We start from the raw sequence: 22,609 nt of genomic DNA, 5'->3' as shown, positions 1-22,609 counted from the left end.
GTTGCGTAGGTCTTGGACACTTGTTTGTAACTGATGAAGTGCGTTACAAAGTTCTTTAATGTTGGACCAGTTGGCTTGAAAGTGGTTAGTTATTGGTGTTATTAAATTGCTTTTTGATTGATTCTTGAATTTCTTTATATTTAGCATCATTATATTCACCCGAATTATCTTTGAAAATCATCTTAAAGTCATCCTGATCAGAGTAACGAGGGATTAAGTGAATGTGTGAGTGAAAGACTGATTGATAAGCAACTTTACCGTTATTATTAAGGACGTTTAATCCCTTGATCTTTGGGTTAGATGCCTTGACTGCCCGCGCGATCTTTGGAAGACGGGAGAAGACAGCCGCTGCTAACTCTTCATCGTAGGCAAATAGATCAGGGACGTGTTTTTTAGGGATTACTAAGGTGTGACCTGGAGTTCCTTGTGAAATATCAAGAAATGCCTTGACCACATCATCCTCATATACCGTATAACTAGGAATTTCACCTTTTACAATTTTACAAAAAATACAGTCATCCATTAGTGATCGCTCCTTTTTTATTCCTTATTACCATAAGTATACCAAAAAACAGCTGTCAATAAGTAACCTATGATATAATCAACGCTAGATAAGTCAATAAAAAGAGGAAAGATAATGGCACTTGAAGTAAAAAAACTGGTAGGCGGGTATTCCCAAATTCCAGTGTTAAAAAATGTAAGTTTTCAGGTAGAACCTGGAGAATTAGTTGGATTAATTGGCCTTAACGGTGCTGGTAAATCAACGACAATCAACCATGTTATCGGGTTATTAAGGCCATTTTCTGGTGAAATTACCTTAAATGGTGTTAATATCCAGAAAAATCCGGTTGAATATAAAAAGCAAATCGCATATGTCCCAGAAACGCCAATCTTATATGATGAATTGACTCTCCGGGAACATATCGAATTAACAATTAATGCGTATTCCCTAGATCATGAGGAGGCTTGGAAGAATGCCAATCATTTATTGAAGACATTCCGACTTGATAATAAACTTGATTGGTTCCCAGCTAACTTTTCAAAGGGGATGAAGCAGAAAGTAATGATCTGCTGTGCATTAATGACTAATGCTAAGTTATTAATCGTTGACGAACCGTTCTATGGTCTTGATCCACTAGCGGTTCACGATTTGTTGGAATTAATTGAAGAGAAGAAGAAGGCGGGGACGGCCGTTTTAATGTCAACTCATGTTCTTGATACTGCTCAACGCTATTGTGACCGTTTTGTTCTGTTGGCTAATGGTAAGGTCCGAGCACACGGAACATTGGATGAGCTGCGTCAAAAGGCTGATCGACCAGATGAATCACTTGACGATATCTATCTTAGCTTAGCAAGGAATGATCAAAATGAATAATTTATTTCGTCAACGTCGTCAAAAGCACTTTATGGAGTTGTTAAAGTACTGGCGACTAGTGTTTAATGATCATTTTGTAATCGCGTTATTCTTCCTCTTTGGCGCACTAGCTTATGGTTATTCGCAATGGTTACCCCAATTAAATAGCCATCTATGGTGGTCACGTTGGCTATTGGTATTATGGTTTATCTTGATTACTCAAGTGGGCCGACTTGCGACACTGCTTAAGCGGCCTGATCCAATTTTTCTTTTGCCTCAGGTGACTGCAATTAACCATTACCTTAAACAGGCTATCATTTATAGTATAACCTTGGGCTTGGTTATGATGACTGCACTTTCAGCGATCGCGTTGCCATTTGCCTTAACTACAGAACGATTAACTGAAATTGATGTTGTTCTAATCCTTGTAACGGCATTACTTACTAAAGTAACTTGGCTTTGGACCGCAAGAAAGGCCATTAGTATTCGGTGGGGTGCGCAGCATTACCGAACACTAGCTGAGTACTGGGTAAATCCAGCAATCGTTTGGCTTGTTACCTGGCTTGGTAACCCATTTTGGGGATTATTAGTTTCATTGCTTTTGTTAATTGCAATGGTTGCTTATTATAGACAGGTTGCAATCGATTGGCGGCTGGCGGTTCGGAGTGAGCAGGACCGAATGTACAGTATTTATCGGTTCTTTAATCTGTTCACTGATGTTCCAACTGTACAGGGAAACGTTAAACGGCGAAGATGGGCAAACGGTGTAATAGCCTTACTAGAAAACAAAAGCCACCCATGGTCTTACTTGTACGTCCGTGGCTTTATTCGGAATACGGAAATCAGTGGTCTGGTAGCTCGCCTAACAATTGTTGGAATGCTGTTTGCGTTTTTTATCCCGTTAGACTGGTTAAATAGTGTGGTTGTTATGCTATTTATCTACCTTGTCGCAAGTCAGATGATTCCATTTTATGAACAGTACCGAGCAAATGTATTTACTCATATTTATCCAATTGCCCATGAATCACAGGTTAAGGATTTTCAACAGTTACTGAATAAGATTACAGTAGTTGTGATGCTGTTAATTGTTATTGCTAGTGTTGGTAGTGATCTTAACTGGCAACGATTAGTTGTGAACCTTGTGTTAGGTATCGGAGAAAGTTATCTGCTAACCAAATTTTATTTTCAAAGTCGCGTTAAGAAATTAGCAAAGTGAGGAATAGTATGCGTGTAAAACATAAAAAGTGGGCTGATCCATTAATGGCTGCTCACCCAGAACTCTTGGTTGATGATGCAACAAAGTTAAAGGGAAAATGGCAATCACGATTTCCAAATGAGCAACCATTACACCTTGAAGTTGGAATGGGGAAAGGCCAGTTTATCATTGGAATGGCAAAGACTCATCCAGAGATTAACTTCATTGGCTTAGAGATTCAACGGACCGTTGCGGCGATCGCCTTAAAAAAGGCTTTACCAGAAAAATTGCCTAATTTACAGTTGATTTGTGGTGAAGGTGAAGAATTAACGGAGTATTTTGAACCGGGTGAGGTTGACAAACTATACCTCAATTTTTCCGATCCATGGCCAAAAAAGCGTCATGCCAAGCGTCGATTAACCTACCATACCTTTTTAAGTGAATACCAGTTGATTTTGCAGTCGCAAGGGCAAGTAGAGCTGAAAACAGATAATATGGGATTCTTTGAATTTTCTGTTGTTAGTATGAACAACTTCGGAATGAAATTTGATGGAATTTGGCTTGATTTGCATAACAGTGATGAAAATGAACATAATGTTGAGACTGAGTATGAGCATAAGTTTGCTGCCAAAGGACAGCCAATATACAAGCTAACCGCAACGATGCCGTTAATGAATAATCAGTAATTAAGGAAATGATTTCATGAAATTGATTATTACGGATAATGCCAGCAAGTGGTTTCAGAATAAATATGCTCTTCAAACCGGTGATGGAATAAAGTTATATGGTAAAACAGTCCAGCCACGGGATGTCCGTCATGGACCTTGGCAGGGCTTCACTCCCGAAAAGAAACTAATAAATGCAGCAATTGTGGAAAAGAAAGACGGGATTAATTACCACATTAATTTTGAGGATGCGTGGTTTTTTTCCGGATTAATAACGTTAATTGATTATCGAATTAATGATGAGCAGCCGTTATTTAATTTTCAAAGGGAAACTGCAAGACCAACTACGATCAATACTTTTTCTGCAGAAGACGTTGATGCTTCTACAGGAGCTTCGAGTAAGTTTGAGGATTACTGGGAGTAATTTTTATTAAGATAAAAGAAGAGACCAGGGAGGACATTTTGTTCTTCCTGGTCTCTATATATAACTGGTAGTTTTCTATTTAGTTATTCAATGATCGTTCAACTCGTTTTAACGAAAGAAGGCTTCCTGTTTTAGCGTCAGCAACAAATTGATAGTCAACAGGCTGATCATCTTCTAAACGGGTAATGCCGCCTTCGTATGCTTCGGTTTTAACCGCAAAGCGTTGGTAAGGGATTCGGCGTTGATTTATCCAACTGCCTGTGACTTTGCCCTCACTCTTAAAATCATCACGAATCATTTTGAGGATCTGGTCACCTGAAATATGTCGTTGACCAAACAACTTTCCAGCAAGGAAGCCAACCACTCCAGATGCACCGAGAGTAACTGGCAGTAACCATGGGTTAAGTGAATTATTAGAATCATTCATTTAATTTATTGCTTCCTTTGTTAGTTAGTATCAAAATTGATAACTTTAATTCTAACATTAAGAAGTGGAAAAAGCGAATTAGACACTGGTCAAGGAGTGAGATGGTATAATTGTTTCAAAATTATTATGGAGGTCAAAAGAAATGGAAAAGTTGCCACAAATGCAAGAAGAACAACTATTAGCCAAAATCAGTAACGGACGGTATGTACTATTTTTTGATGCTAGTTGGTGCCCAGACTGCCACTTTATTAAGCCAGCAATGCCTGAAATTGAGCAAGACTTTTCAGAATATCAGTTCATTGAAGTCGATCGTGATGAGAACATTGATCTTGCTGCTGAACTAAATGTTTTTGGGATTCCAAGTTTTGTCGTTTATAATGACGGAAAAGAGATTGGTCGGTTTGTTAATAAAGATCGAAAAACAAAGCAACAAGTAGAAGATTTTTTGAGTGATTTGAAGTAAAATGGTAATCGGTAAAATGAATGAAGGGGTCAGTGAGGGACGATCACGATTCCCTTCATTGTTATTTTGATGGAGAAAGGAAAATTTGATGTTAATTTCTAGTTATAATCCCCAAGAAATGGGAGACGTATTAGTTGTAATTACAGGTCCTGATACAGCTAGTCAAACCGTCACAACCAAAGAAAACGTTACACAAATTATTGACGCGAAGGATGGCCACCTTCTTGGCTATAACTTCTTTAATGCAAGTCAACTATTACCTGAACTAAAAGAACAACAAGGGCAAGTATTTTTAAGTGATGCTCAAGTTGAAAAATTAAATGAATTATTGGAAAAGGTTGGCTTTAAAGATAAGTTGGTTGCTGATCATACACCAAAGTTTGTCGTTGGATATGTTGAAAAGATTGAAGATCATCCAAAGTCAGATCACCTTAAGATTACCCAAACACAGGTGGAAGATGGGAAAACCGTCCAAATTGTTTGCGGTTCACCTAACGTTAAGGAACACATTAAGGTTGTCGCTGCTCGTCCAGGAGCTATGATGCCGGATGGAAAAATTATTTGGCCTGGTGAGTTGATGGGAGTTGCAAGTGATGGAATGCTTTGTGGTTTCCGTGAACTTCGCTTAAAGAACGCCCCAGATAAGAAGGGACTATGGATTATCCCTGATGATTGGCAAGAGACTGGCGAAGCAGTTGACTTTGACCGAGCAAATACGTATTTCCCTGCCAAAGATTAACCACTTATTTAATAACTTTTTGGGAAAGGAACCGGATTAATGGATAAGCAAACTTATTATTTTATTGGAATTAAAGGAACTGGGATGGCATCACTTGCTCGGATACTTCATGATAAGGGAAACCAAGTTTTAGGATCAGACATTGAAAAAGAGACCTTTACTCAGGGTCCATTGTTAAAGAATGGAATTAAAATTTTACCGTTTGATCCTGCTAACTTAAAGCCAGGAATGATTGTTATTCAAGGGAACGCATTCGGCGATGATCATCCTGAAGTCAAAAGAGCGCACGAACTTGGGCTAACGGTTATGAGTTATCCTGAAGCTGTTGAATGGGAAGTAACTAGCCACACTAGTATCGGAATTGCAGGTGCTCATGGTAAAACTAGTACGACCGCTTTGCTTGCCCACGTTCTTGACGGTGTTGAACCAACAAGCTACTTAATTGGTGACGGTGTTGGTAAGGGAAATGCCAAGGATCGTTTCTTTGTCTTTGAAGCAGATGAATACCGTGATCACTTTTTGGCTTACCACCCAGATTACGCTATTATGACTAACATTGACTTCGATCACCCGGACTTCTTTAAGGATATTAATGATGTCTGTGATTCTTTTGAAACATACGGTAAGCAAGTAAAAAAGGCAATCTTTGCCTGGGGTGATGACAAGAACCTTCGTCAACTTAATGTTAACGTACCGGTATATTACTACGGAACAAATGAAAATGATGATTTTCGGGCTGAGAATATTCAACGGACCCCAGCCGGTTCAACATACGACGCCTACTTTAAGGATCAAAAGCTAGGAACATTTACCATTCATTTGTATGGAGAACATAGTATTCTTAATAGCTTAGCTGTAATCGCGGTTGCATACATGGAACACGTTGATATGGCAGATATTAAGCGGGAACTAGCAAACTTTACCGGAGTCAAACGACGATTTAGCGAGACTGATGTTGCTGATGAGAAGGTAATTGATGATTACGCTCACCACCCGAGTGAAATTAAAGCAACCATTGATGCTGCACGGCAAAAATACCCAGATCGCCAAGTAATCGCCGTTTTCCAACCACATACTTATTCACGGTTAGCAGCTTATATTGATGGCTTTGCTGAATCATTAAGCCGGGCAGACAAGGTATTCGTTACCCCAATTTTTGGTTCAATTCGTGAACAAGCCGGTCACATTTCTAGTGAAGATCTTGAGGCAAAGATTCCCAATAGTGAAGGAATTGATATGGATACAATGACTAAACTCCTTCACTACCATGATGCAGTGATCGTCTTCATGGGTGCTGGGGATGTTGAAAAGTATGAAGATAAGTATAAGGAATTGTTGAATAAGTAGTAAGAGGGTTGAAGCTCGTTACTAGATTTGTTATTATTCTTGAAAAGGTCAAAGATAGTCAAATTAAAAGGAATGATATTAAATGAATAACTTTTCTGAGCAGCCACAGCGGCGGGTTGTAACGGATTCCGTAGGGTTAAATCGGTTTTTAACCCGGATGTACGGTAATATGGTTGTTGCAATCCTTGTTTCTGCAATTTCTGCATATTTAACAATGAACACTTTCCGTCAAGCAGTTTTCGGTTACTTTGGTGCTCATCCAGCAATGATTTGGCTCGTATTACTGTTGCCAATTGCACTTTCTATGGGGGTCAGCTTTAGTGCTACCCGTAATCCAGTTGGTGCTTTTGTGATGTTAATGCTAATATCCATTATTTATGGAGTTGAGTTTGCGTTAATTGCGGGTGTTTATACTGGAGCAAGCATTGCGTCAGCTTTTGTTTCGTCATCTGTTATCTTTACTGTAATGGCAGTTTATGGGACGGTAACGAAGCGTGACTTAACCAAATTCGGTTCACACGCAATGGCAGCTTTAATCGCTCTGATTATTGCATATATTATTAATATGTTTCTTCAGAGTCCAGCCATTGCCTACATCTTTTCCTTTATTGCGGTAATTATCTTTACTGTTTTAACCGGGTGGGATGCCCAAAAGATGAAGCAAATTTACGTTAACTACGTTGACCAAGTTTCCGTAACAGGGTTGGCTGTATTAGGTGCGTTACAATTGTACTTAGACTTTGTTAACCTCTTTATTTCACTGTTACAAATTTTTGGAATGAGTGACAGAAATTAGTTAAAAAGCCAATATTGAAAACGAGATAGGGATCTGAAGTGATTCCTACCTCGTTTTTTAGGCTTAATGGAGAGTAAAATGGTTTTATCAATATTTTTTAATTCCATAAACAGGGAATTAACGAAGGTTCGCAATCTTTGGTACAATAATTAGGAATAAGAGAAGGGGCGGAAATTAAATGGCAAAGCAATTATTATTGATTGACGGTAATAGCATCGTATTTCGAGCATTTTTTGCGATGCACAATCAGATTGATAAGTTTACTAATAAGGATGGTCTGCATACCGCGGCGATTTATGGCTTTAAATTGATGCTTGATCATGTATTGAAGAGCTTTCATCCGGATGCCGCACTAGTTGCGTTTGATGCCGGTAAGGTAACCTTCAGGACAAAAATGTACAGTGATTATAAGGGTGGAAGGAACAAAACCCCTGAGGAATTAAGTGAACAGTTTCCGTATGTTCGTGAATTGGTCCAAGATTGTGGGCTCCATAGCTATGAATTAAAGGGGTACGAAGCAGACGATATTATTGGGACCCTTGCAAAAGAAGCAGATGCTGCAGGATACGAAACCCTAATCGTTACCGGTGACCGAGACCTAACACAATTAGCAAGCGCACACACAACCGTTGCCGTTACTCATAAGGGAGTTACTGATACTGAGCACTATACGCCGGAACATGTTGAAGAAAAATTAGGGATTACGCCGACACAGATTATTGATATGAAAGCGTTAATGGGTGATTCCTCTGATAATTATCCTGGGGTCACTAAGATTGGTGAGAAGACAGCAATTAAGTTAGTAAAGCAATTTGGCTCGGTTGAAGGAATTTACGAGAATATCGATCAATTAAAGAAGAGCAAGATGAAGGAACACCTTGTGGAAGAAGAGGCAATTGCTCGTCAATGTAAGACGCTTGCAACGATTCTTAGGGATGCACCACTTGATATTAAGTTAGCTGACCTGAAATATTTTGGCCCACAGACTGAAAATTTAGTGGACTTCTACCAAAAGATGGACTTTAATTCTTTCCTTAAGAACATGAATGTAACCTTTGAAGGTGAGGATACTCAAATAGCGCCAATTAAATATACAGAATTAACGGCTCAAAACTTAGACTTAGTTACTAAGTTAGGCGAGCGGGGCAGTTTTTACTTAGAAATGCCAGATGCTAACTATCATACGTCACCATTTGCTGGATTTGCGATTGGTAACGAAAAGCAATGGTTAGTTAGCCGTAATCCTGAATTATTAAAATCCAAGCAAATTAAGCAATGGTTAACGTCACCAGAAATTAAGAAAGACGTCTTTAATGCCAAAGCACAAATAGTTGGTTTAAATCGTCTTGGTATTAGTTTGAGTGGGGTTGATTTTGATCTTCTCCTAGCATCGTACTTATTAAACACGAATGATAACAGTAATGATCTTGGTAAATTAGCTCATGAACACGAGTATCATGATGTTCAGACGGATGAAGAGGTTTACGGCAAGGGGGTTAAACGAGCGATTCCCGATGATGATCAGCTCTTCTTTGAACATCTTGCTAATAAAGCGCGCGCAATTGAAGCTTTAAGGACGAAGCTGTTTGACCAATTGAAAGAAAATGAACAGCTGCCACTTTACACGGATATCGAGCTACCGTTAACACGGGTGTTGGCGAAGATGGAGATTACAGGGGTTCATGTTGATGCTCAAACACTGAAGAATATGGGAAGCAAGCTGACAGAACGGTTAGCGGAAATTCAAGATCAGATTTACCAAGAGGCTGGTGAAGAGTTTAATATTAATTCCACTAAGCAGCTGGGTAAAATCTTGTTTGAAAAGCTAAAATTACCCGTAATCAAAAAAACGAAGACGGGTTACTCAACGGCTGTCGAAGTTCTTGAAAAATTGGCAGATCAGGCCCCAATTGTTGAAAACATCCTCCAATACCGTCAAATTTCAAAGCTCCAATCAACATATATTAAGGGTCTTCTAAAGGTAATCCATTCAAGTGACCAAAAGATTCATACCCGTTACTTACAAACGCTGACCCAAACCGGTCGATTATCATCCGTTGATCCAAACCTGCAAAACATCCCAGTACGGTTGCCAGAAGGCCGTCAGATCCGTCGTGCATTTGTTCCAAGCCATGATGGTTGGCAGATCTTCTCATCTGACTATTCACAAGTGGAATTGCGGGTATTGGCCCATATTACGGGTGATCATAATCTCCAGGAAGATTTTAAGAACGGTGAAGATATTCACGCAAGTACTGCACGCCGGATCTTCCACTTAAAACCTGATCAAGAAATAGACCGAAATATGCGACGTCGAGCAAAGGCCGTTAACTTTGGAATTGTTTACGGAATTAGCGACTACGGTTTGGCACAACGAATTCATGTTAGTCGAAGTCAGGCACATGAATTTATTCAAAGTTATTTTAAGGAATTTCCTAAGGTCCAAGATTATATCCATGACACCATTGAGTTTGCTCGTGAACATGGTTATGTCGAAACGATTACTCATCGTCGCCGTTATTTGCCGGATATAAATGCCAAAAGTTTTAACCGCCGCTCGTTTGCTGAACGGACAGCAATGAACACGCCAATTCAAGGAAGCGCCGCGGATATTATTAAAATTGCAATGATTAAAATGCAGGACGAATTAGAAAAACGTCAATTAAAAGCAAAAATGCTTCTTCAAATTCATGACGAATTGGTTTTTGAAGCACCAAAAGATGAGATTCCTGTATTAAATAAATTAGTTCCATCCGTAATGGATTCAGCTGTTAAATTATCCGTTCCCCTTAAGGTAGACAGTAAATACGGTGATACGTGGTATGATTTGAAGAAATAAAGTGAGGAGATAGTTAAAATGCCGGAATTACCAGAAGTTGAGACGGTTCGTCGGGGATTATTAAAAATTGCCACTGGCCGAAAAATTAACGGGATCGATGTTTATTACGGCAAGACAATTACTAATGACGTTGAAGATTTCAGGCAATCTTTAATTGGCCAGACGATCGAGACGGTAGATCGACGTGGTAAGTACCTTCTTTTTCGCTTTAGTAATCAGCTCACAATGGTTTCACATTTACGAATGGAAGGTAGCTATTACTCCCAACCAGTTAATACTCCGGTTGATAAGCATACTCACGTTGTATTTAAATTCACTGATGGGACAGAACTTTGTTATCGTGATACCCGTAAGTTTGGCCGGATGACCCTTGTTAAGACTGGCGAGGAGATGACTGTTGGAGGACTCAAGACAATTGGTCCTGAACCAACAGCGGCTGACTTTAAGGTTGAGTATTTTCAAAAGATCCTTCATCGTAGTCGGGGGAAGATTAAACCATTTTTACTTAATCAACGCCACGTTGCTGGGTTAGGGAATATTTATGCTGATGAGGTTTTGTGGATGAGTCGAATTAATCCTGAGCAACCGGCTAATTCCCTTAGTCAAGCTCAGGTTCAAACATTGCATGATAATATTATTAAAGAATTATCGATTGCTACTAAGTATAAGGGGACAACAGTTCATACATTTAAGAATGCATTCGGTGATGCGGGTGCCTTTCAGGACCGGTTAAATGCGTATGGGCATGGTGGCGATCGCTGTCCGCGTTGTGGTACAAAAATGGTTAAGATTAAAGTAAACCAGCGGGGAACAACATTTTGCCCTCATTGCCAACCGCTAATGGAGAAAACTAATGACTAAATTAATTGGTTTAACTGGTGGAATCGCAAGTGGCAAGTCAACGGTTAGTAACTTGTTGAGGTTGAGTGGCTATCCAGTTATTGATGCTGACCAAATTGTTCGTCAGCTGCAGTCTGCTCACTCAAAGGGATTAGCACAATTAACGAGAGTGTTCGGAACGACAATCCTTAATCCTGATCAATCATTAAATCGCCGGGCTTTAGGTTCACTTGTCTTTAATGATCAAGAGAAGTTAGATGAGCTAAACTCGACAATGCAACCTCTTATTCGTGATGAAATTTGGCAGCAAGTAAATCTCTATAAGGATCGGCAGTTTCCATATATTATTCTGGATGTTCCGTTGCTGTTTGAAGCGGACTATGCTCGTGATTGTGACTTGGTTATTGTTGTCGCAGTTGATCGAGCAGTACAGATTCAGCGGCTAATGAAACGAAACGGCTATTCTAGAAATGAGGCGGAACAACGAATTAATGCCCAAATGCCGTTGGCTAAGAAAAAGCAACTAGCCGATATCTTGATTGATAACAATGGTAATCGGGAAGAATTAAAACGACAGGTTGCCGCGTTGATTGATCAAATGCATAGTTGTAAGCTATGATAAAATTATAAGTATTTAAAACGATATTAAGGAGGGAAGCCAAATGCGTTGTCCACATTGTCATAAAAATGGTTCACGGGTTGTTGATAGTCGACCGAGTGAAGATGGAACCTTTATTCGTCGTCGTCGGGAATGCGTTCATTGTGGCTTTCGGTTTACTACTTTTGAGCGTTACGAGGAGACGCCACTGTTAGTAATTAAAAAGGATGGAACCAGGCAAGAATTTAGTCGACAAAAGGTTTTGAACGGAATCGTCAGATCAGCCGAAAAACGTCCTGTTAGCATGGAACGTTTAACTAAGATTGCTGATAAGATTGAAAAAGAAGTTCGGAGTCTTGGAGAAAATGAAGTATCTAGTCAGGTGATTGGTAAGTTCGTAATGCAGGAACTGAAAGATGTGGATGAAATTGCCTATATTCGTTTTGCAAGTGTCTATCGTCAATTTAAGGATGTCGATGCGTTTATGAATGAACTAGAATCAATGATGAAGAACGGCGATAAGAAATAGGGGAGAACGAGGCCATAATGACTGAAGATAAAGTAGTTTTTGATCCAGGAGCTGGATATATTGTTACTGCCAGTTACCAATGGTCAAACTTTGATGAACATGTTTTTGAGTTGTTTTATCAACCAATCCTCGGTCCCGTTTCTTTTGCAATGTTTCACGCATTACGGACAAAGTTAAGTGATAGACCAGTAATTAGTGAGCGACAACCACAATCACAGTTGCTTATTCAATTAAATGCTGGTCGTCAGGCGGCAGATGATGCTATTCAGCGGTTAGAAGCGACAGGAATGTTACGGACGTTTAGGCAAACCGATCAGCTAGGGGAGTTATTTGTTTATGAGTTACAGCCGACGATTACCCCAGATGAATTTATTAATGATAATCTTTTGAGCGTATTGTTATTAGAGGCTGTTGGCGAGAGTCGTTTTAATGAGTTGCAAAAATTTGCCAGCCGTTTTTCATTACCAAAAGTCCATTCCTCATTGAAGGAGATTACCCGGAACTTTTTTGATGTTTTTCATGTTAATGAACAACTGATTACTCATTTACCAGCTGAAATTGGTGCCGCACGGAAAAAAATCGGTGATGAACCAAGATTAGCAAAGCAAGAAAACATAACTGATTTTGATTGGCCGACATTGGTTCAGTTATTGAAAGGGCAGCCAATTACGGAAGAAGACCTATCATTAAATCGTGAATTAATTGAGGTTGAACACCGTCTTTATGGTATTGATGAACCATCAATGGCTCGTTTGCTGACACAAGCGACGGATCTATCCTCAAATAGGATCAAACCGCAAAGACTTAAACAGATTATTGCAAGTAAATATCGAGTTGACGCTAAGAAAATTGAAACAAGTAAAAACAAGCAAAAGGCGAGTCAGCAAGTTAGTCCTTCTCAAGAGGAACAACAATTGATTGAGGCTTGTAATTACTATGCTCCAATTACCTTTCTTCAGCAGTTGAAGCAACAAATGGGGGGCTTTGTTACTTCTGGAGAAAGGGCGATCATTCGAAGCCTGATTCAGGAACAGCAATTGAATCCGGGCGTTGTGAATGTTCTTTCTTGGTATGTGGTTGCATCTCTTGAGCGACCAACTCTTCAGGCAAATTACGTTAACGCGATTGCCAATAACTGGTTACGTGCTGGAGTTACCACTGCAAAGGGCGCACTCGAACAGATTCAAACCTTTGCTAACAAGAAAGCTCAGAAGCGGTCTGGTCGGCAGTCAAACCGTTATCGTCAGCGAGTAACAACAGTTAGGGAGAAAATGCCTGCATGGACGAAAGAAGACGAAAAACAAGGTGAAAAATCAACACCGGAACAATTAAAGAAACTTCGTCAGCGATTAGCCAGAAGGAAGAAAACAAACAGTTCCGAAAGGGATGAGAACAAGTGAAGTCATTAAGCAAAACAATGAAGGAAATTATGGAAAAACGCAATTTTGGCTCTGCATATGAACAGATGATGAGCCAAGTATTAAAGGATCCAGAGGTTTCTTCATTCTTAAAGAATAATGCCAAAGTCCTTTCACCGCAGGCAATTGATCGGGGAGAAGCCAAGCTTTATGAATACTATCATGAGAAGCAATTGCTCAATAAGGGGACAGCAACGGTAGCTCCTGGCTATTCACCGCAGTTAATCGTTAATGCAGGACAAATTGACGTTACCTACGTTCCAACTAAGAAGCTGATAGAGCAGCAACGTGTAGCGCATATCAAGCAGTTGGTTTCCTCAATTAATATGCCGAAATTTATCCGTAGTTCGTCATTCGATAATTTTTATATCGATGATGCTCACCAAACTGAGAAACGGAATACTGCCCTAAATTCAGCACTTGATTTTGTTGAACAGTATTCCGCAAATGATTTTCGTCCTGGACTGTACCTTTATGGTCGATTTGGTGTCGGTAAGACCTATCTTTTAGGGGCAATTGCTAATGAACTTGCACGCCAAAAAGGTGTTGCGACAACCATGATGCATTTCCCAAGTTTCGTGGTTGAAATGCGAAATTCAATTAAGAATAATAATTTAGGTCAAAAACTAGATGCAGTAAAAAGAGCACCGGTACTAGTCCTCGATGATATTGGGGCGGATGCAATGACTACTTGGGCTCGTGATGATATTCTCGGAGTTATTTTGGAGTATAGAATGCAAGAAGAATTACCAACTTTCTTTAGTTCTAATTTCTCAATGAATGAACTTCAAGAGCATTTGACTGTGAATGTCAAAGGGGAAGAAGAGCCCGTAAAGGCAAGTCGGATCATGGAACGAATTAAGTTTCTCTCACGGCAATACGAAATGGATGGGGCTAACCTTCGTGATAAAGGATAGAAATTTAATAGATCCAGGTCTTTCTCTTGACATTCTCTAGGTGCTTTAGTATGCTAGTAAACGTTGAAAGAAAAAGCAGGAGCACCCGCTTCTCGCCTAGGTGATTAAAATTGCCGGGCTGACGAGTTAAATAAAACAATTTTAAAATTGTTTATTATTAGCGGGGTGCAGATTGCATTCCGCTTTTTTGCTTGATCTTTCGCTAATAAAATTGGAGGTGCGTTGCCATAGCTCAAGATATGATTGTCAATAACGGTATTCGTGCTCGTGAAGTACGGCTAATTGGTCAAGATGGCGAACAATTAGGGATTAAGTCAAAGCGTGATGCTTTGCAATTAGCTGAGGATGCTAACCTTGATTTGGTTCTGGTCGCTCCAAAGGCTCGGCCAGCTGTTGCCCGGATCATGGATTACGGAAAGTACCGTTACGAAATGCAAAAGAAAGAGCGTGAAGCTCGAAAGAAGCAAAAGACCGTAACGGTTAAGGAGATTCGGTTGAGTCCTTCAATCGATACGAATGACTTTAATGTTAAATTAAAGCGTGTTCGGAAGTTTATTGAGAAGGGCGATAAGGTTCGCGTTTCCTTGAGATTCCGTGGTCGTGCTATCACACATAAGGATATCGGTCGTGACATGATTGAAAGAATGGCCAAAGAAACTGAGGACATTGCAACAGTTGTACAACGACCAAAGATGGAGGGACGGAGTATTTTCTTAACTCTTGCCCCAGCTGCTGATAAAGCAAAAAACTAATTTAAGAAAGTAGGGAATTTTCTTATGCCAAAGATGAAGACTAACCGTGCCGCTGCAAAGCGTTTTAAGCGTACTGCTAATGGTGGATTTAAGAGTGGTAACTCATTCACCAGTCACCGTTTCCACGGTAAGACCAAGAAGCAACGTCGTCAATTACGTGGCTTGAGCATGATGGACAAGTCCAACGTAAAACGTTACAAGAAGTTATTACCATTTAAGTAAACTTCGTTCGAAATAAAGAAAAACACGTAGGAGGAATTCAACATGCGAGTTAAAGGTGGAACTGTTACGCGCGCACGTCGTAAGCGCATTATGAAATTAGCAAAGGGTTACCGTGGTTCAAAGCACCGTCTTTTTAAGACTGCTAAGGATCAAGTAATGAAGAGCTACACTTATGCTTTCCGTGACCGGAAGGTTAATAAGCGTAAGTTCCGTGAACTTTGGATTGCCCGGATTAACGCTGCTGCACGTATGAACGATATTAGCTACAGCAAGTTAATGCACGGTTTGAAGTTAGCTAACATTGACATTAACCGGAAGATGTTAGCTGATTTGGCTGTTAACGATGCTGATGCTTTCAAGGCTATCGTTGACGAAGCAAAAAAGGCTCTTAACTAAGAGACCTTAAAATGAAGCAACGATCATTGGTGAGCGGCCAGTGGTTCGTTGCTTTTTATTTTAATTAAAAAGTTAAAAGTAGCAGTGGAGAGAAACAATCGTTATAATTAAAATGATAGTAATTAATTGAGAGGTATGGCTTTGTTAAAAAATTTTAAACCAACATGGATGGTGGAGAGTATTTATTCGGTTTCTCCAGAACAATTAAAGGAACGGGGAATTCGTGCTGTCTTTAGTGATTTGGATAACACCTTAATTGCTTGGAATAATCCACAGGGGACTCCAGAATTACATCGATGGATGGCTGAGCTAGAAAAGGCCGGCATCCCGTTAATCGTCATTTCTAATAACAGTAAGGAGCGAGTTGCCAAAGCTGTTTCTTCTTTGGATTTGCCATTTATGTCTCGTTCACTAAAACCGCTAAACTTCGGAATTAATCGAGCACGGAAAAAGTTGGGCTTAAGTAAACAAGAAGTTGTGATGGTTGGCGACCAATTAATGACTGATATGCTTGCTGCCCATCAGGCCGGTGTCTGTAGTATTTTGGTTAAACCGATTATTAATACTGATAAGTGGACGACGAGGATGAATCGTTTTGTCGAAAAGTACGTATGGCGCGCTCTACTTGAGCATTATCCAGATTTGAAATGGAAGAAGGATTTGAATGACTGAAGAAAAGAATAATCTTGAAGATCTGCGATGCATTGGTTGTGGAGCTAAAATTCAAACATCTGATCCTAAACAGCCGGGTTATACACCTCAGTCGGCAATTGATAAGGGACTTGAAAATGATGAACTATATTGTCAGCGCTGCTTTCGGCTTCGTCACTATAACGAAATTGCGCCAGTTTCTTTGAGTGACGATGATTTTCTTCGGCTTCTTAGCCAGATTCGCAATGATGATGCACTAATTGTTTATGTGGTTGATATTTTTGACTTTAACGGCAGCATAATCCCAGGGTTACATCGTTTTGTCGGTTCAAACCCAGTCTTGCTTGTTGGAAATAAGGAAGATTTGTTGCCACGGTCATTAAGACGCTCGAAGCTACGTGATTGGTTGCGTCAACAGGCTAATCTTTCTGGCTTACGTCCCATCAATACGGTTTTAGTGTCCGCTAAGAAAAATCACCAGATTGATAACTTACTGGAAGTAATTGATAAGGAACGTCAGGGACGAGATGTTTACGTTGTCGGAGTCACTAATGTTGGAAAGTCAACGTTAATCAACCAGATAATTAAGCAACGGACTGGAATTAAAGAACTGATTACAACATCTCGTTTTCCAGGAACAACCTTGGATAAAATAGAGATTCCGCTTGATGACGGTCATCAATTAATTGATACTCCCGGAATTATTCACCAACACCAGATGGCTCACGTTTTGTCAGCTAAGGATCTGAAATACGTTTCACCACAAAAAGAGATTAAACCGCGAACTTACCAATTAGAACCAGAACAAACACTTTTTATGGGTGGAGTAGCACGGTTTGACTATGTTTCAGGTCCACGAGCTGGAATGGTTGCTTACTTTGATAACAACCTTCCCCTTCACAGAACAAAGTTGAAGAATGCGGATGAATTCTACAAAAAGCATAATGGTGAATTATTAAATCCGCCAACAAAAGATGAATTGGCAACATTTCCACCTTTAGAACGTCAAGAATTTCATTTAACTGAAAAGAGCGATGTCGTTTTTGAAGGATTGGGCTGGATTACCGTGCCAGCAGGAACAACGGTTGCGGCATGGGTTCCTAAAGGAATTTCGAGTTTAGTTCGCCGTTCAATGATTTGAAAAGAGGTACAGAATGGAATTAAGAGGAAAACAAAAAAGATTTTTGAGAGCTCAGGCTAACCATCTCCAGCCTATTTTTGCTGTTGGTAAGGAAGGATTAACCCAGAATTGGGTAGATCAACTTGATGGCGCTTTAGATCGTCGTGAATTAATTAAGGTTAATATTTTACAGAATGCTGATGTAACGACTAACGAAGTTCAACACTTTATCGAAAGTCGCACTGAGATTCAGGTTGTTCAAACCATTGGTCGCGTATTGGTTCTTTTTAAAGTATCCAAGAATAAGGATGCGCGTGAATTATCATCAAAGGTAAAGAAGATCTAATAGAGGTGTTGTTCTTTGCAACAATGTGAAGTCTTAACGAATACCGAAACCGTTACTGAGCCTCAGACAGAGCTTCTCCATGGTCAGCAACGACAACGGATCGGTATATACGGTGGAACATTTAATCCAATTCATAATGCTCATTTATTAGTTGCGGATCAGGTTCAATCTTTATTGTGTTTGAATCGGGTTGATTTTATGCCTGATTTTATACCACCACACGTTGATAAGAAGACTGCGATTGATGCCAAAAAACGGGTTGAAATGATTAAATTAGCAATTAGTGATAATGCTCATTTTGGAATTCAAATGGCTGAATTAGAGCGTGGCGGTGTCAGCTACACTTATGACACAATGAAACAACTGCTCGATCAGAACCCCTTGACAGAGTACTACTTTATTATCGGTGGTGATATGGTGGACTACCTACCAAAGTGGTACCGGATTAATGATTTAGTAAAGTTACCGCGTTTTCACTTTGTTGGGGTTCGGCGGCAAGGAGCTAAAAATGAAACTAATTATCCTGTAATTTGGGTAGATGTTCCTACCGTTGCCTTTAGTTCAACCGATATTCGTCGGCGAATTTCGATGGGGCAGTCAATTAAGTATATGGTTCCAGGAAAAGTTGAACAATTTATAAAGGAGCATCAACTTTATCATGAATGAAGAGACAATTGTATACAAGAACCACTATATTCCACTTAACCGTGACGAGTTGGTGGAACGGTTACAGTTAGCATTACGGCCGAAGCGTTTTAATCATGTCTTACGGGTAGAGAAAACCGCAATTAAGCTAGCTAAGGCAAATGACGTTGATCCAGAAAAAGCAAGTATCGCAGGATTATGTCATGATTACGCTAAGCAGCGACCGGATGATGTCTTTATTCAGGTGATTAAAGAAAAGAAAATGTCACCAGAATTATTGAACTATGGAAATGCAATTTGGCATGGGGTTGTTGGCGCCGAACTGTTAAAGGATGAACTTGGCATTTGGGATGAAGATATCTTAAATGCGGTTCGTCATCATACCACTGGTGCGGCAATTATGAGTAAGTTGGAACAAATTATTTATATGGCAGATTATATTGAGCCTGCTCGTGACTTTGATGGTGTTCAAAGGGCTCGTGAGATTACTGCTACTGATCTTGGTGCAGGAGTTGCTTACCAGACTAAACACACTCTTCAATACCTAATTGCCAATAATAAGCCAGTGTACCCAAAGACGATAGAGACTTATAATGCTTGGGTGCCTAAATATGGAAGGAAGATAGACTAGATGGATAGTAAACAATTATTAGAAATGGCTGTTAAGGCCGGTGATGGTCGTCGAGCTGAAGATATCGTTGCCTTGAAAGTTGATCAAATTAGCCCAATGGCTGACTACTTTGTTATTATGACTGGTGGTTCAGATCGTCAGGTACAAGCGATTGCTAATGCCATTATTGAAAAGGCGCATGAAGAAAAGGTTAATATTGGTAGTGTGGAAGGTAAGAACCATGCTCATTGGGTATTAATCGATCTTGGTGACGTTATTGTTCATGTTTTTCGTGAAGAAACACGGGCTTTCTACAATCTTGAAAAACTATGGTCAGATGCACCAATCGTTAATATTAATGGATGGGTTAATGACTAATGATTTACCAGAGCTTTGCCCAACTCTATGATCGGTTGTTTGACCAAGAATTATATAAGCGTTGGCTTGACTTTACGTTAGAAAATAGACAAGCGGTTACTCAGGGTAACTGCTTAGATCTAGCGGGAGGAGCCGGTCGTCTTGCTATAATGCTTGCTCAACACCACCTTGATGTTACCGTAGCTGACTTTTCTTCTGAAATGTTAAGCCTTGCTCGTCAGCATGCCGATGATGCAAATGTTAACCTTAATCTAATTGAAACGGACATGCGTGATCTTAGCAATTTACCAAACTATGATCTAATTACTTGTTATGCTGACTCATTAAACTATTTGGATGATTTAGCAGCTGTTCAGATAACGTTTAGTCAGGTTTATGAACATTTAAATGATGGTGGGATCTTCTTGTTTGATATGATTACTCCCCATAAGACCGATATTGAATATCCTGGATACATGTATAACTATGAGGACGAAAAGCATCAACATGCATTCATGTGGCAAAGCTTTAGCGATGATGATATTGAACATGGTGTAATCCATGAATTAACATTTTTTAATCAATTAGCCGATGGAAATTATCAACGTGTTAGCGAAAACCATTTTGAAAGAGCATATTCAATGCCAGAATTGAAATCTAGCTTGAACGGGGCTGGTTTTGCGCAGGTTGAAATTAGTAGTGATTTTGGTCAAAAAGTAGCAACTGATACTGATGATCGGTGGTTTTTTAAGTGTCAGAAATAGAAGAGAAAATACATGCAGTTGGTTTGGTGACTGAATATAATCCATTTCATGATGGTCATATTTACCATATTAAACGTGCTAAAAGTATTACTCATGCTGATGCAGTAGTTGCAGTAATGAGCGGCAACTTTACGCAACGTGGTGAACCAGCAATTTTAGATAAATGGCAGCGAGCACAGGCAGCATTAGAGAACGGTGTTGACTTAGTGGTTGAGTTGCCAGTATTTATGGCCGTCCAGCCAGCACACCGCTTTGCAGATGGAGCATTACAATTATTAAATGATTTGAAGGTTAAGGATGTTGTCTTTGGGGCTGAACATCCATCGTGGAAATTTTCTGATTTTGTTACGGCGGAAAAACAATTTAACGAAACAACATTTGAAAAATATAATGCCACCTATGCAACTCAGTTTAACCAGCAGCTAGTTAAACTTACCGGACATAGTTTGGTTGATCCAAATGATATTTTAGCGTTTTCGTATTACAAGGCTAATCTTGAAAATCACTACCCAATAATCTTACACCCAATTGGTCGGTTAGGAAGTCAATACCATGACCAGTCAATTACAGGGACAATTGCGAGTGCAAGTGCTATTCGGCAAGCTGTTAATAATCATGAGGATATAAGAAAGGTTGCACCGTCAAGAACGGTAGAATCGTTAACGGGGGTGGAAAGAATTCCTGATTGGGAGCTCCTTTACCCTTTACTGCGAAATTTTCTTATCCAAGCGCCATTATCCCGCCTTCAGCAGATTTATCAGATGGCGGAGGGGCTTGAATATCGTTATCGTGAAGCTGCTGAACAAGAGTTAACGTTCGCTGGATTTATTCACCACGTAAAGACAAAACGTTATACTTACTCGCGATTGCTTCGTGTCTGCCTTTATGCGGTGATGGAAATTACAAATGGCCAGATGGAGCTGGCGTGGAAGCAGCCGTATCTTCACGTCCTTGGCTTCACTGAGCGTGGTCAGGAGTATTTGCACCAGATTAAGAAGAAAGTGCAGTATCCGTTATTAACTAAGATTGGTCAAGATGAGCGGGAAAGTTTAATTGATTTAGATTATCGAGCAGGGAAACTGTATCAGATGTTTACTCAGGTTGAACAAGACGTTAAACACGCACCGATTATTAAATAAAAGTGTCAAGGATAAAGCATTGACAAGCAATTTTGTGACTAGTATAATTGGGCTTGTTGCATTAGGAGGTTAATACGATGAAATGGTCAATAGCAGAGTTACATCGTTACTCAGATGAACCGCTACACATTCAGACAACCCTCGATTTAAACAAGATCTTAACAACATCATTTCCGGACACCATCTTGGCTGTTCAACCAGTTAAGGTTGATGGATATGTTAGTTATGATCAGGGGGATGTTACCGTTAGTTCCAATGTCCGGACAACGGTGACTGTGCCTTCTAGTCGATCATTAACACCCGTAGCGTTACCGCTTGATTTTTCGTTTACCGAGATATATATTGATGATCCTGCTCATCTTTCCCGTTATGAGGATAGTGAGGAGAATGATCAGATTGTCTTTGTTCTCAAGCACGGTGAGAAAATTGATTTCGATGAAGCCGTTGCGGAAAATATTGTTGAGCAGGTTCCGTTGCGAGTTCTTTCTGATGATGAACGTCATGGTAAGTCATTACCAAACGGGAAAGGCTGGGAGGTCATTACAGAAGATGACTACAAAGCTAAGCATCAGAATGCTAAAAAAGTTGATCCACGTCTCGCTAAGTTGAAAAAACTATTTCCTGATCAGGATGAAAAAAAGTAGCGGACGGTTAATAACCATTTGTGGATAATTAATTTCTTAGGAGGTGTCAAACATGGCTGTTCCAGCACGGAAGACTTCAAAGACTAAGAAGCGTATGCGTCGGGGTCACATTAAGTTAAGTGTACCTGGTCTTGCACCTTGCCCAAACTGTGGTGAACTTCGCAAGTCACACATGGTATGTCCAAATTGTGGCTACTACGACGGTAAGCAAGTTGTTGATACTAACAACTAAATAACAAAAAAATCTTTCCTTAGGCGCCGGACCTGGAAAGGTTTTTTATTTTTCCCGAAATGTCAATTTAAATTAGAAAAAAGTTGAGAGCTGTTCATCGGTGACATGACTTAAGAATTCTTCAAGTGGTGTGTGGTAATTAAGTGACTTTCGTGGAATATTGTTTCTTCGATGCATTAG

29 protein-coding genes, 1 pseudogene and 1 other annotated feature are annotated in these 22,609 nt (G+C 39.8%); of the genes and pseudogenes, 27 read left to right on the top strand and 3 right to left on the bottom strand.

All coding sequences use genetic code 11. From position 1 onward, the window contains the following. Positions 1-85: 85 nt before the first annotated feature. Positions 86-523, bottom strand: coding sequence for an HIT family protein (locus tag LKJ51_RS02905; protein WP_291979214.1), 438 nt, complete (start codon positions 521-523; stop codon positions 86-88). A 114-nt stretch (positions 524-637) separates the two neighbouring features. Between LKJ51_RS02905 and LKJ51_RS02900 the strand changes: the two genes are divergently transcribed. From LKJ51_RS02900 to LKJ51_RS02885, 4 genes are read left to right on the top strand one after another with little or no spacing between them, the layout of a single operon-like run. Beyond that, on the top strand, positions 638-1,375 hold the full coding sequence (locus LKJ51_RS02900) for an ABC transporter ATP-binding protein (RefSeq protein ID WP_291979216.1): 738 nt from the start codon (positions 638-640) through the stop codon (positions 1,373-1,375). Then, positions 1,368-2,570 (top strand): ABC transporter permease, encoded by a 1,203-nt coding sequence (locus LKJ51_RS02895; protein ID WP_291979218.1) that lies wholly within the window; start codon positions 1,368-1,370, stop codon positions 2,568-2,570. Before LKJ51_RS02900 ends, LKJ51_RS02895 begins: the two co-directional genes overlap by 8 nt. An 8-nt stretch (positions 2,571-2,578) precedes the next feature. After that, positions 2,579-3,235, top strand: a complete 657-nt coding sequence (gene trmB / locus LKJ51_RS02890) for a tRNA (guanosine(46)-N7)-methyltransferase TrmB (RefSeq protein ID WP_291979219.1) — start codon at positions 2,579-2,581, stop codon at positions 3,233-3,235. A gap of 16 nt (positions 3,236-3,251) precedes the next feature. Continuing rightward, positions 3,252-3,638 carry a HesB/YadR/YfhF family protein gene (locus LKJ51_RS02885; RefSeq protein ID WP_291979221.1) on the top strand — a complete coding sequence of 129 codons (387 nt, stop codon included), beginning with the start codon at positions 3,252-3,254 and terminating at the stop codon, positions 3,636-3,638. A gap of 79 nt (positions 3,639-3,717) precedes the next feature. Here the strand turns inward: LKJ51_RS02885 and LKJ51_RS02880 are convergent, their stop codons facing one another. After that, positions 3,718-4,065 (bottom strand): hypothetical protein, encoded by a 348-nt coding sequence (locus tag LKJ51_RS02880; protein ID WP_291980090.1) that lies wholly within the window; start codon positions 4,063-4,065, stop codon positions 3,718-3,720. A gap of 142 nt (positions 4,066-4,207) precedes the next feature. Between LKJ51_RS02880 and LKJ51_RS02875 the strand changes: the two genes are divergently transcribed. From LKJ51_RS02875 to rpmF, 23 genes are all read left to right on the top strand, one after another. Next, positions 4,208-4,528 (top strand): thioredoxin family protein, encoded by a 321-nt coding sequence (locus LKJ51_RS02875; RefSeq protein ID WP_291979433.1) that lies wholly within the window; start codon positions 4,208-4,210, stop codon positions 4,526-4,528. 88 nt (positions 4,529-4,616) lie between these two features. Continuing rightward, positions 4,617-5,267, top strand: a complete 651-nt coding sequence (gene ytpR / locus LKJ51_RS02870; RefSeq protein WP_291979432.1) for a YtpR family tRNA-binding protein — start codon at positions 4,617-4,619, stop codon at positions 5,265-5,267. 39 nt (positions 5,268-5,306) lie between these two features. Further along, the gene (gene murC, locus LKJ51_RS02865; RefSeq protein WP_291979431.1) at positions 5,307-6,614 is read left to right on the top strand and encodes a UDP-N-acetylmuramate--L-alanine ligase; all 1,308 of its coding nucleotides are present in this window, start codon (positions 5,307-5,309) and stop codon (positions 6,612-6,614) included. 82 nt (positions 6,615-6,696) lie between these two features. Next, complete coding sequence (locus tag LKJ51_RS02860) at positions 6,697-7,410, top strand: Bax inhibitor-1/YccA family protein (RefSeq protein ID WP_291979430.1); 714 nt, start codon at positions 6,697-6,699, stop codon at positions 7,408-7,410. Positions 7,411-7,588: 178 nt separating this feature from the next. Continuing rightward, positions 7,589-10,249 (top strand): DNA polymerase I, encoded by a 2,661-nt coding sequence (polA, locus tag LKJ51_RS02855; RefSeq protein WP_291979429.1) that lies wholly within the window; start codon positions 7,589-7,591, stop codon positions 10,247-10,249. A gap of 18 nt (positions 10,250-10,267) precedes the next feature. Further along, a complete protein-coding gene (gene mutM / locus LKJ51_RS02850) occupies positions 10,268-11,110 on the top strand; it encodes a DNA-formamidopyrimidine glycosylase (protein ID WP_291979428.1) in 843 nt (280 codons plus the stop codon). After that, positions 11,103-11,708: a dephospho-CoA kinase gene (gene coaE, locus LKJ51_RS02845; protein WP_291979427.1), complete on the top strand. Its 606-nt coding sequence runs from the start codon at positions 11,103-11,105 to the stop codon at positions 11,706-11,708. Before mutM ends, coaE begins: the two co-directional genes overlap by 8 nt. 43 nt (positions 11,709-11,751) lie before the next feature. Next, on the top strand, positions 11,752-12,216 hold the full coding sequence (gene nrdR / locus LKJ51_RS02840; protein WP_291979426.1) for a transcriptional regulator NrdR: 465 nt from the start codon (positions 11,752-11,754) through the stop codon (positions 12,214-12,216). Positions 12,217-12,233: 17 nt separating this feature from the next. Next, the gene (locus LKJ51_RS02835; RefSeq protein ID WP_291979425.1) at positions 12,234-13,616 is read left to right on the top strand and encodes a replication initiation and membrane attachment family protein; all 1,383 of its coding nucleotides are present in this window, start codon (positions 12,234-12,236) and stop codon (positions 13,614-13,616) included. After that, positions 13,613-14,551: a primosomal protein DnaI gene (gene dnaI / locus LKJ51_RS02830; protein ID WP_291979424.1), complete on the top strand. Its 939-nt coding sequence runs from the start codon at positions 13,613-13,615 to the stop codon at positions 14,549-14,551. The genes LKJ51_RS02835 and dnaI overlap by 4 nt, the downstream gene beginning before the upstream one ends. 67 nt (positions 14,552-14,618) lie before the next feature. Further along, positions 14,619-14,748, top strand: a sequence feature (ribosomal protein L20 leader region). A 42-nt stretch (positions 14,749-14,790) separates the two neighbouring features. Next, positions 14,791-15,303, top strand: coding sequence for a translation initiation factor IF-3 (gene infC, locus LKJ51_RS02825; RefSeq protein WP_291979423.1), 513 nt, complete (start codon positions 14,791-14,793; stop codon positions 15,301-15,303). A 24-nt stretch (positions 15,304-15,327) separates the two neighbouring features. Further along, a complete protein-coding gene (rpmI, locus tag LKJ51_RS02820) occupies positions 15,328-15,525 on the top strand; it encodes a 50S ribosomal protein L35 (RefSeq protein ID WP_003715352.1) in 198 nt (65 codons plus the stop codon). Between the two features lie 42 nt (positions 15,526-15,567). After that, positions 15,568-15,921, top strand: a complete 354-nt coding sequence (gene rplT / locus LKJ51_RS02815) for a 50S ribosomal protein L20 (protein ID WP_291979422.1) — start codon at positions 15,568-15,570, stop codon at positions 15,919-15,921. A gap of 141 nt (positions 15,922-16,062) precedes the next feature. After that, entirely contained in the window at positions 16,063-16,593 is a 531-nt protein-coding gene (locus tag LKJ51_RS02810) for a YqeG family HAD IIIA-type phosphatase (protein WP_291979421.1), read from the top strand. Next, positions 16,586-17,713, top strand: coding sequence for a ribosome biogenesis GTPase YqeH (gene yqeH / locus LKJ51_RS02805; protein ID WP_291979420.1), 1,128 nt, complete (start codon positions 16,586-16,588; stop codon positions 17,711-17,713). Before LKJ51_RS02810 ends, yqeH begins: the two co-directional genes overlap by 8 nt. 13 nt (positions 17,714-17,726) lie before the next feature. Beyond that, the gene (yhbY, locus tag LKJ51_RS02800; RefSeq protein WP_291979419.1) at positions 17,727-18,038 is read left to right on the top strand and encodes a ribosome assembly RNA-binding protein YhbY; all 312 of its coding nucleotides are present in this window, start codon (positions 17,727-17,729) and stop codon (positions 18,036-18,038) included. A 15-nt stretch (positions 18,039-18,053) separates the two neighbouring features. Then, entirely contained in the window at positions 18,054-18,704 is a 651-nt protein-coding gene (locus LKJ51_RS02795; RefSeq protein WP_291979418.1) for a nicotinate-nucleotide adenylyltransferase, read from the top strand. Beyond that, entirely contained in the window at positions 18,697-19,314 is a 618-nt protein-coding gene (gene yqeK / locus LKJ51_RS02790) for a bis(5'-nucleosyl)-tetraphosphatase (symmetrical) YqeK (RefSeq protein WP_291979417.1), read from the top strand. The genes LKJ51_RS02795 and yqeK overlap by 8 nt, the downstream gene beginning before the upstream one ends. After that, on the top strand, positions 19,315-19,671 hold the full coding sequence (gene rsfS / locus LKJ51_RS02785; RefSeq protein WP_291979416.1) for a ribosome silencing factor: 357 nt from the start codon (positions 19,315-19,317) through the stop codon (positions 19,669-19,671). It abuts the gene before it with no gap. Next, on the top strand, positions 19,671-20,414 hold the full coding sequence (locus LKJ51_RS02780) for a class I SAM-dependent DNA methyltransferase (protein WP_291979415.1): 744 nt from the start codon (positions 19,671-19,673) through the stop codon (positions 20,412-20,414). The genes rsfS and LKJ51_RS02780 overlap by 1 nt, the downstream gene beginning before the upstream one ends. 8 nt (positions 20,415-20,422) lie before the next feature. Continuing rightward, the gene (locus tag LKJ51_RS02775) at positions 20,423-21,553 is read left to right on the top strand and encodes a nucleotidyltransferase (protein ID WP_291979436.1); all 1,131 of its coding nucleotides are present in this window, start codon (positions 20,423-20,425) and stop codon (positions 21,551-21,553) included. Positions 21,554-21,630: 77 nt separating this feature from the next. After that, entirely contained in the window at positions 21,631-22,197 is a 567-nt protein-coding gene (locus LKJ51_RS02770; protein WP_291979414.1) for a YceD family protein, read from the top strand. Positions 22,198-22,249: 52 nt separating this feature from the next. Next, on the top strand, positions 22,250-22,429 hold the full coding sequence (gene rpmF / locus LKJ51_RS02765; RefSeq protein ID WP_003717284.1) for a 50S ribosomal protein L32: 180 nt from the start codon (positions 22,250-22,252) through the stop codon (positions 22,427-22,429). A gap of 72 nt (positions 22,430-22,501) precedes the next feature. Here the strand turns inward: rpmF and LKJ51_RS02760 are convergent. Continuing rightward, a pseudogene (locus LKJ51_RS02760) lies at positions 22,502-22,609 on the bottom strand (IS30 family transposase); the annotation flags it as partial.

This window comes from Limosilactobacillus sp., from assembly GCF_022651205.1.
Taxonomy (GTDB): Bacteria; Bacillota; Bacilli; order Lactobacillales; family Lactobacillaceae; genus Limosilactobacillus.
The sequence above is the reverse complement of the archived record's forward strand: the minus strand, read 5'-3'. Positions and strand labels throughout refer to the sequence as shown.

Coding starts and splice junctions, on each gene's coding strand:
- trmB (WP_291979219.1), top strand. CDS start 2,579: ATGCGTGTAAAACATAAAAAGTGGGCTGATCCATTAATGGCTGCTCAC.
- LKJ51_RS02900 (WP_291979216.1), top strand. CDS start 638: ATGGCACTTGAAGTAAAAAAACTGGTAGGCGGGTATTCCCAAATTCCA.
- coaE (WP_291979427.1), top strand. CDS start 11,103: ATGACTAAATTAATTGGTTTAACTGGTGGAATCGCAAGTGGCAAGTCA.
- LKJ51_RS02875 (WP_291979433.1), top strand. CDS start 4,208: ATGGAAAAGTTGCCACAAATGCAAGAAGAACAACTATTAGCCAAAATC.
- LKJ51_RS02860 (WP_291979430.1), top strand. CDS start 6,697: ATGAATAACTTTTCTGAGCAGCCACAGCGGCGGGTTGTAACGGATTCC.
- LKJ51_RS02905 (WP_291979214.1), bottom strand. CDS start 523: ATGGATGACTGTATTTTTTGTAAAATTGTAAAAGGTGAAATTCCTAGT.
- yqeK (WP_291979417.1), top strand. CDS start 18,697: ATGAATGAAGAGACAATTGTATACAAGAACCACTATATTCCACTTAAC.
- polA (WP_291979429.1), top strand. CDS start 7,589: ATGGCAAAGCAATTATTATTGATTGACGGTAATAGCATCGTATTTCGA.
- yhbY (WP_291979419.1), top strand. CDS start 17,727: ATGGAATTAAGAGGAAAACAAAAAAGATTTTTGAGAGCTCAGGCTAAC.
- nrdR (WP_291979426.1), top strand. CDS start 11,752: ATGCGTTGTCCACATTGTCATAAAAATGGTTCACGGGTTGTTGATAGT.
- LKJ51_RS02780 (WP_291979415.1), top strand. CDS start 19,671: ATGATTTACCAGAGCTTTGCCCAACTCTATGATCGGTTGTTTGACCAA.
- yqeH (WP_291979420.1), top strand. CDS start 16,586: ATGACTGAAGAAAAGAATAATCTTGAAGATCTGCGATGCATTGGTTGT.
- LKJ51_RS02880 (WP_291980090.1), bottom strand. CDS start 4,065: ATGAATGATTCTAATAATTCACTTAACCCATGGTTACTGCCAGTTACT.
- rpmF (WP_003717284.1), top strand. CDS start 22,250: ATGGCTGTTCCAGCACGGAAGACTTCAAAGACTAAGAAGCGTATGCGT.
- murC (WP_291979431.1), top strand. CDS start 5,307: ATGGATAAGCAAACTTATTATTTTATTGGAATTAAAGGAACTGGGATG.
- ytpR (WP_291979432.1), top strand. CDS start 4,617: ATGTTAATTTCTAGTTATAATCCCCAAGAAATGGGAGACGTATTAGTT.
- LKJ51_RS02895 (WP_291979218.1), top strand. CDS start 1,368: ATGAATAATTTATTTCGTCAACGTCGTCAAAAGCACTTTATGGAGTTG.
- mutM (WP_291979428.1), top strand. CDS start 10,268: ATGCCGGAATTACCAGAAGTTGAGACGGTTCGTCGGGGATTATTAAAA.
- infC (WP_291979423.1), top strand. CDS start 14,791: ATGATTGTCAATAACGGTATTCGTGCTCGTGAAGTACGGCTAATTGGT.
- rpmI (WP_003715352.1), top strand. CDS start 15,328: ATGCCAAAGATGAAGACTAACCGTGCCGCTGCAAAGCGTTTTAAGCGT.
- rsfS (WP_291979416.1), top strand. CDS start 19,315: ATGGATAGTAAACAATTATTAGAAATGGCTGTTAAGGCCGGTGATGGT.
- LKJ51_RS02885 (WP_291979221.1), top strand. CDS start 3,252: ATGAAATTGATTATTACGGATAATGCCAGCAAGTGGTTTCAGAATAAA.
- LKJ51_RS02770 (WP_291979414.1), top strand. CDS start 21,631: ATGAAATGGTCAATAGCAGAGTTACATCGTTACTCAGATGAACCGCTA.
- LKJ51_RS02835 (WP_291979425.1), top strand. CDS start 12,234: ATGACTGAAGATAAAGTAGTTTTTGATCCAGGAGCTGGATATATTGTT.
- rplT (WP_291979422.1), top strand. CDS start 15,568: ATGCGAGTTAAAGGTGGAACTGTTACGCGCGCACGTCGTAAGCGCATT.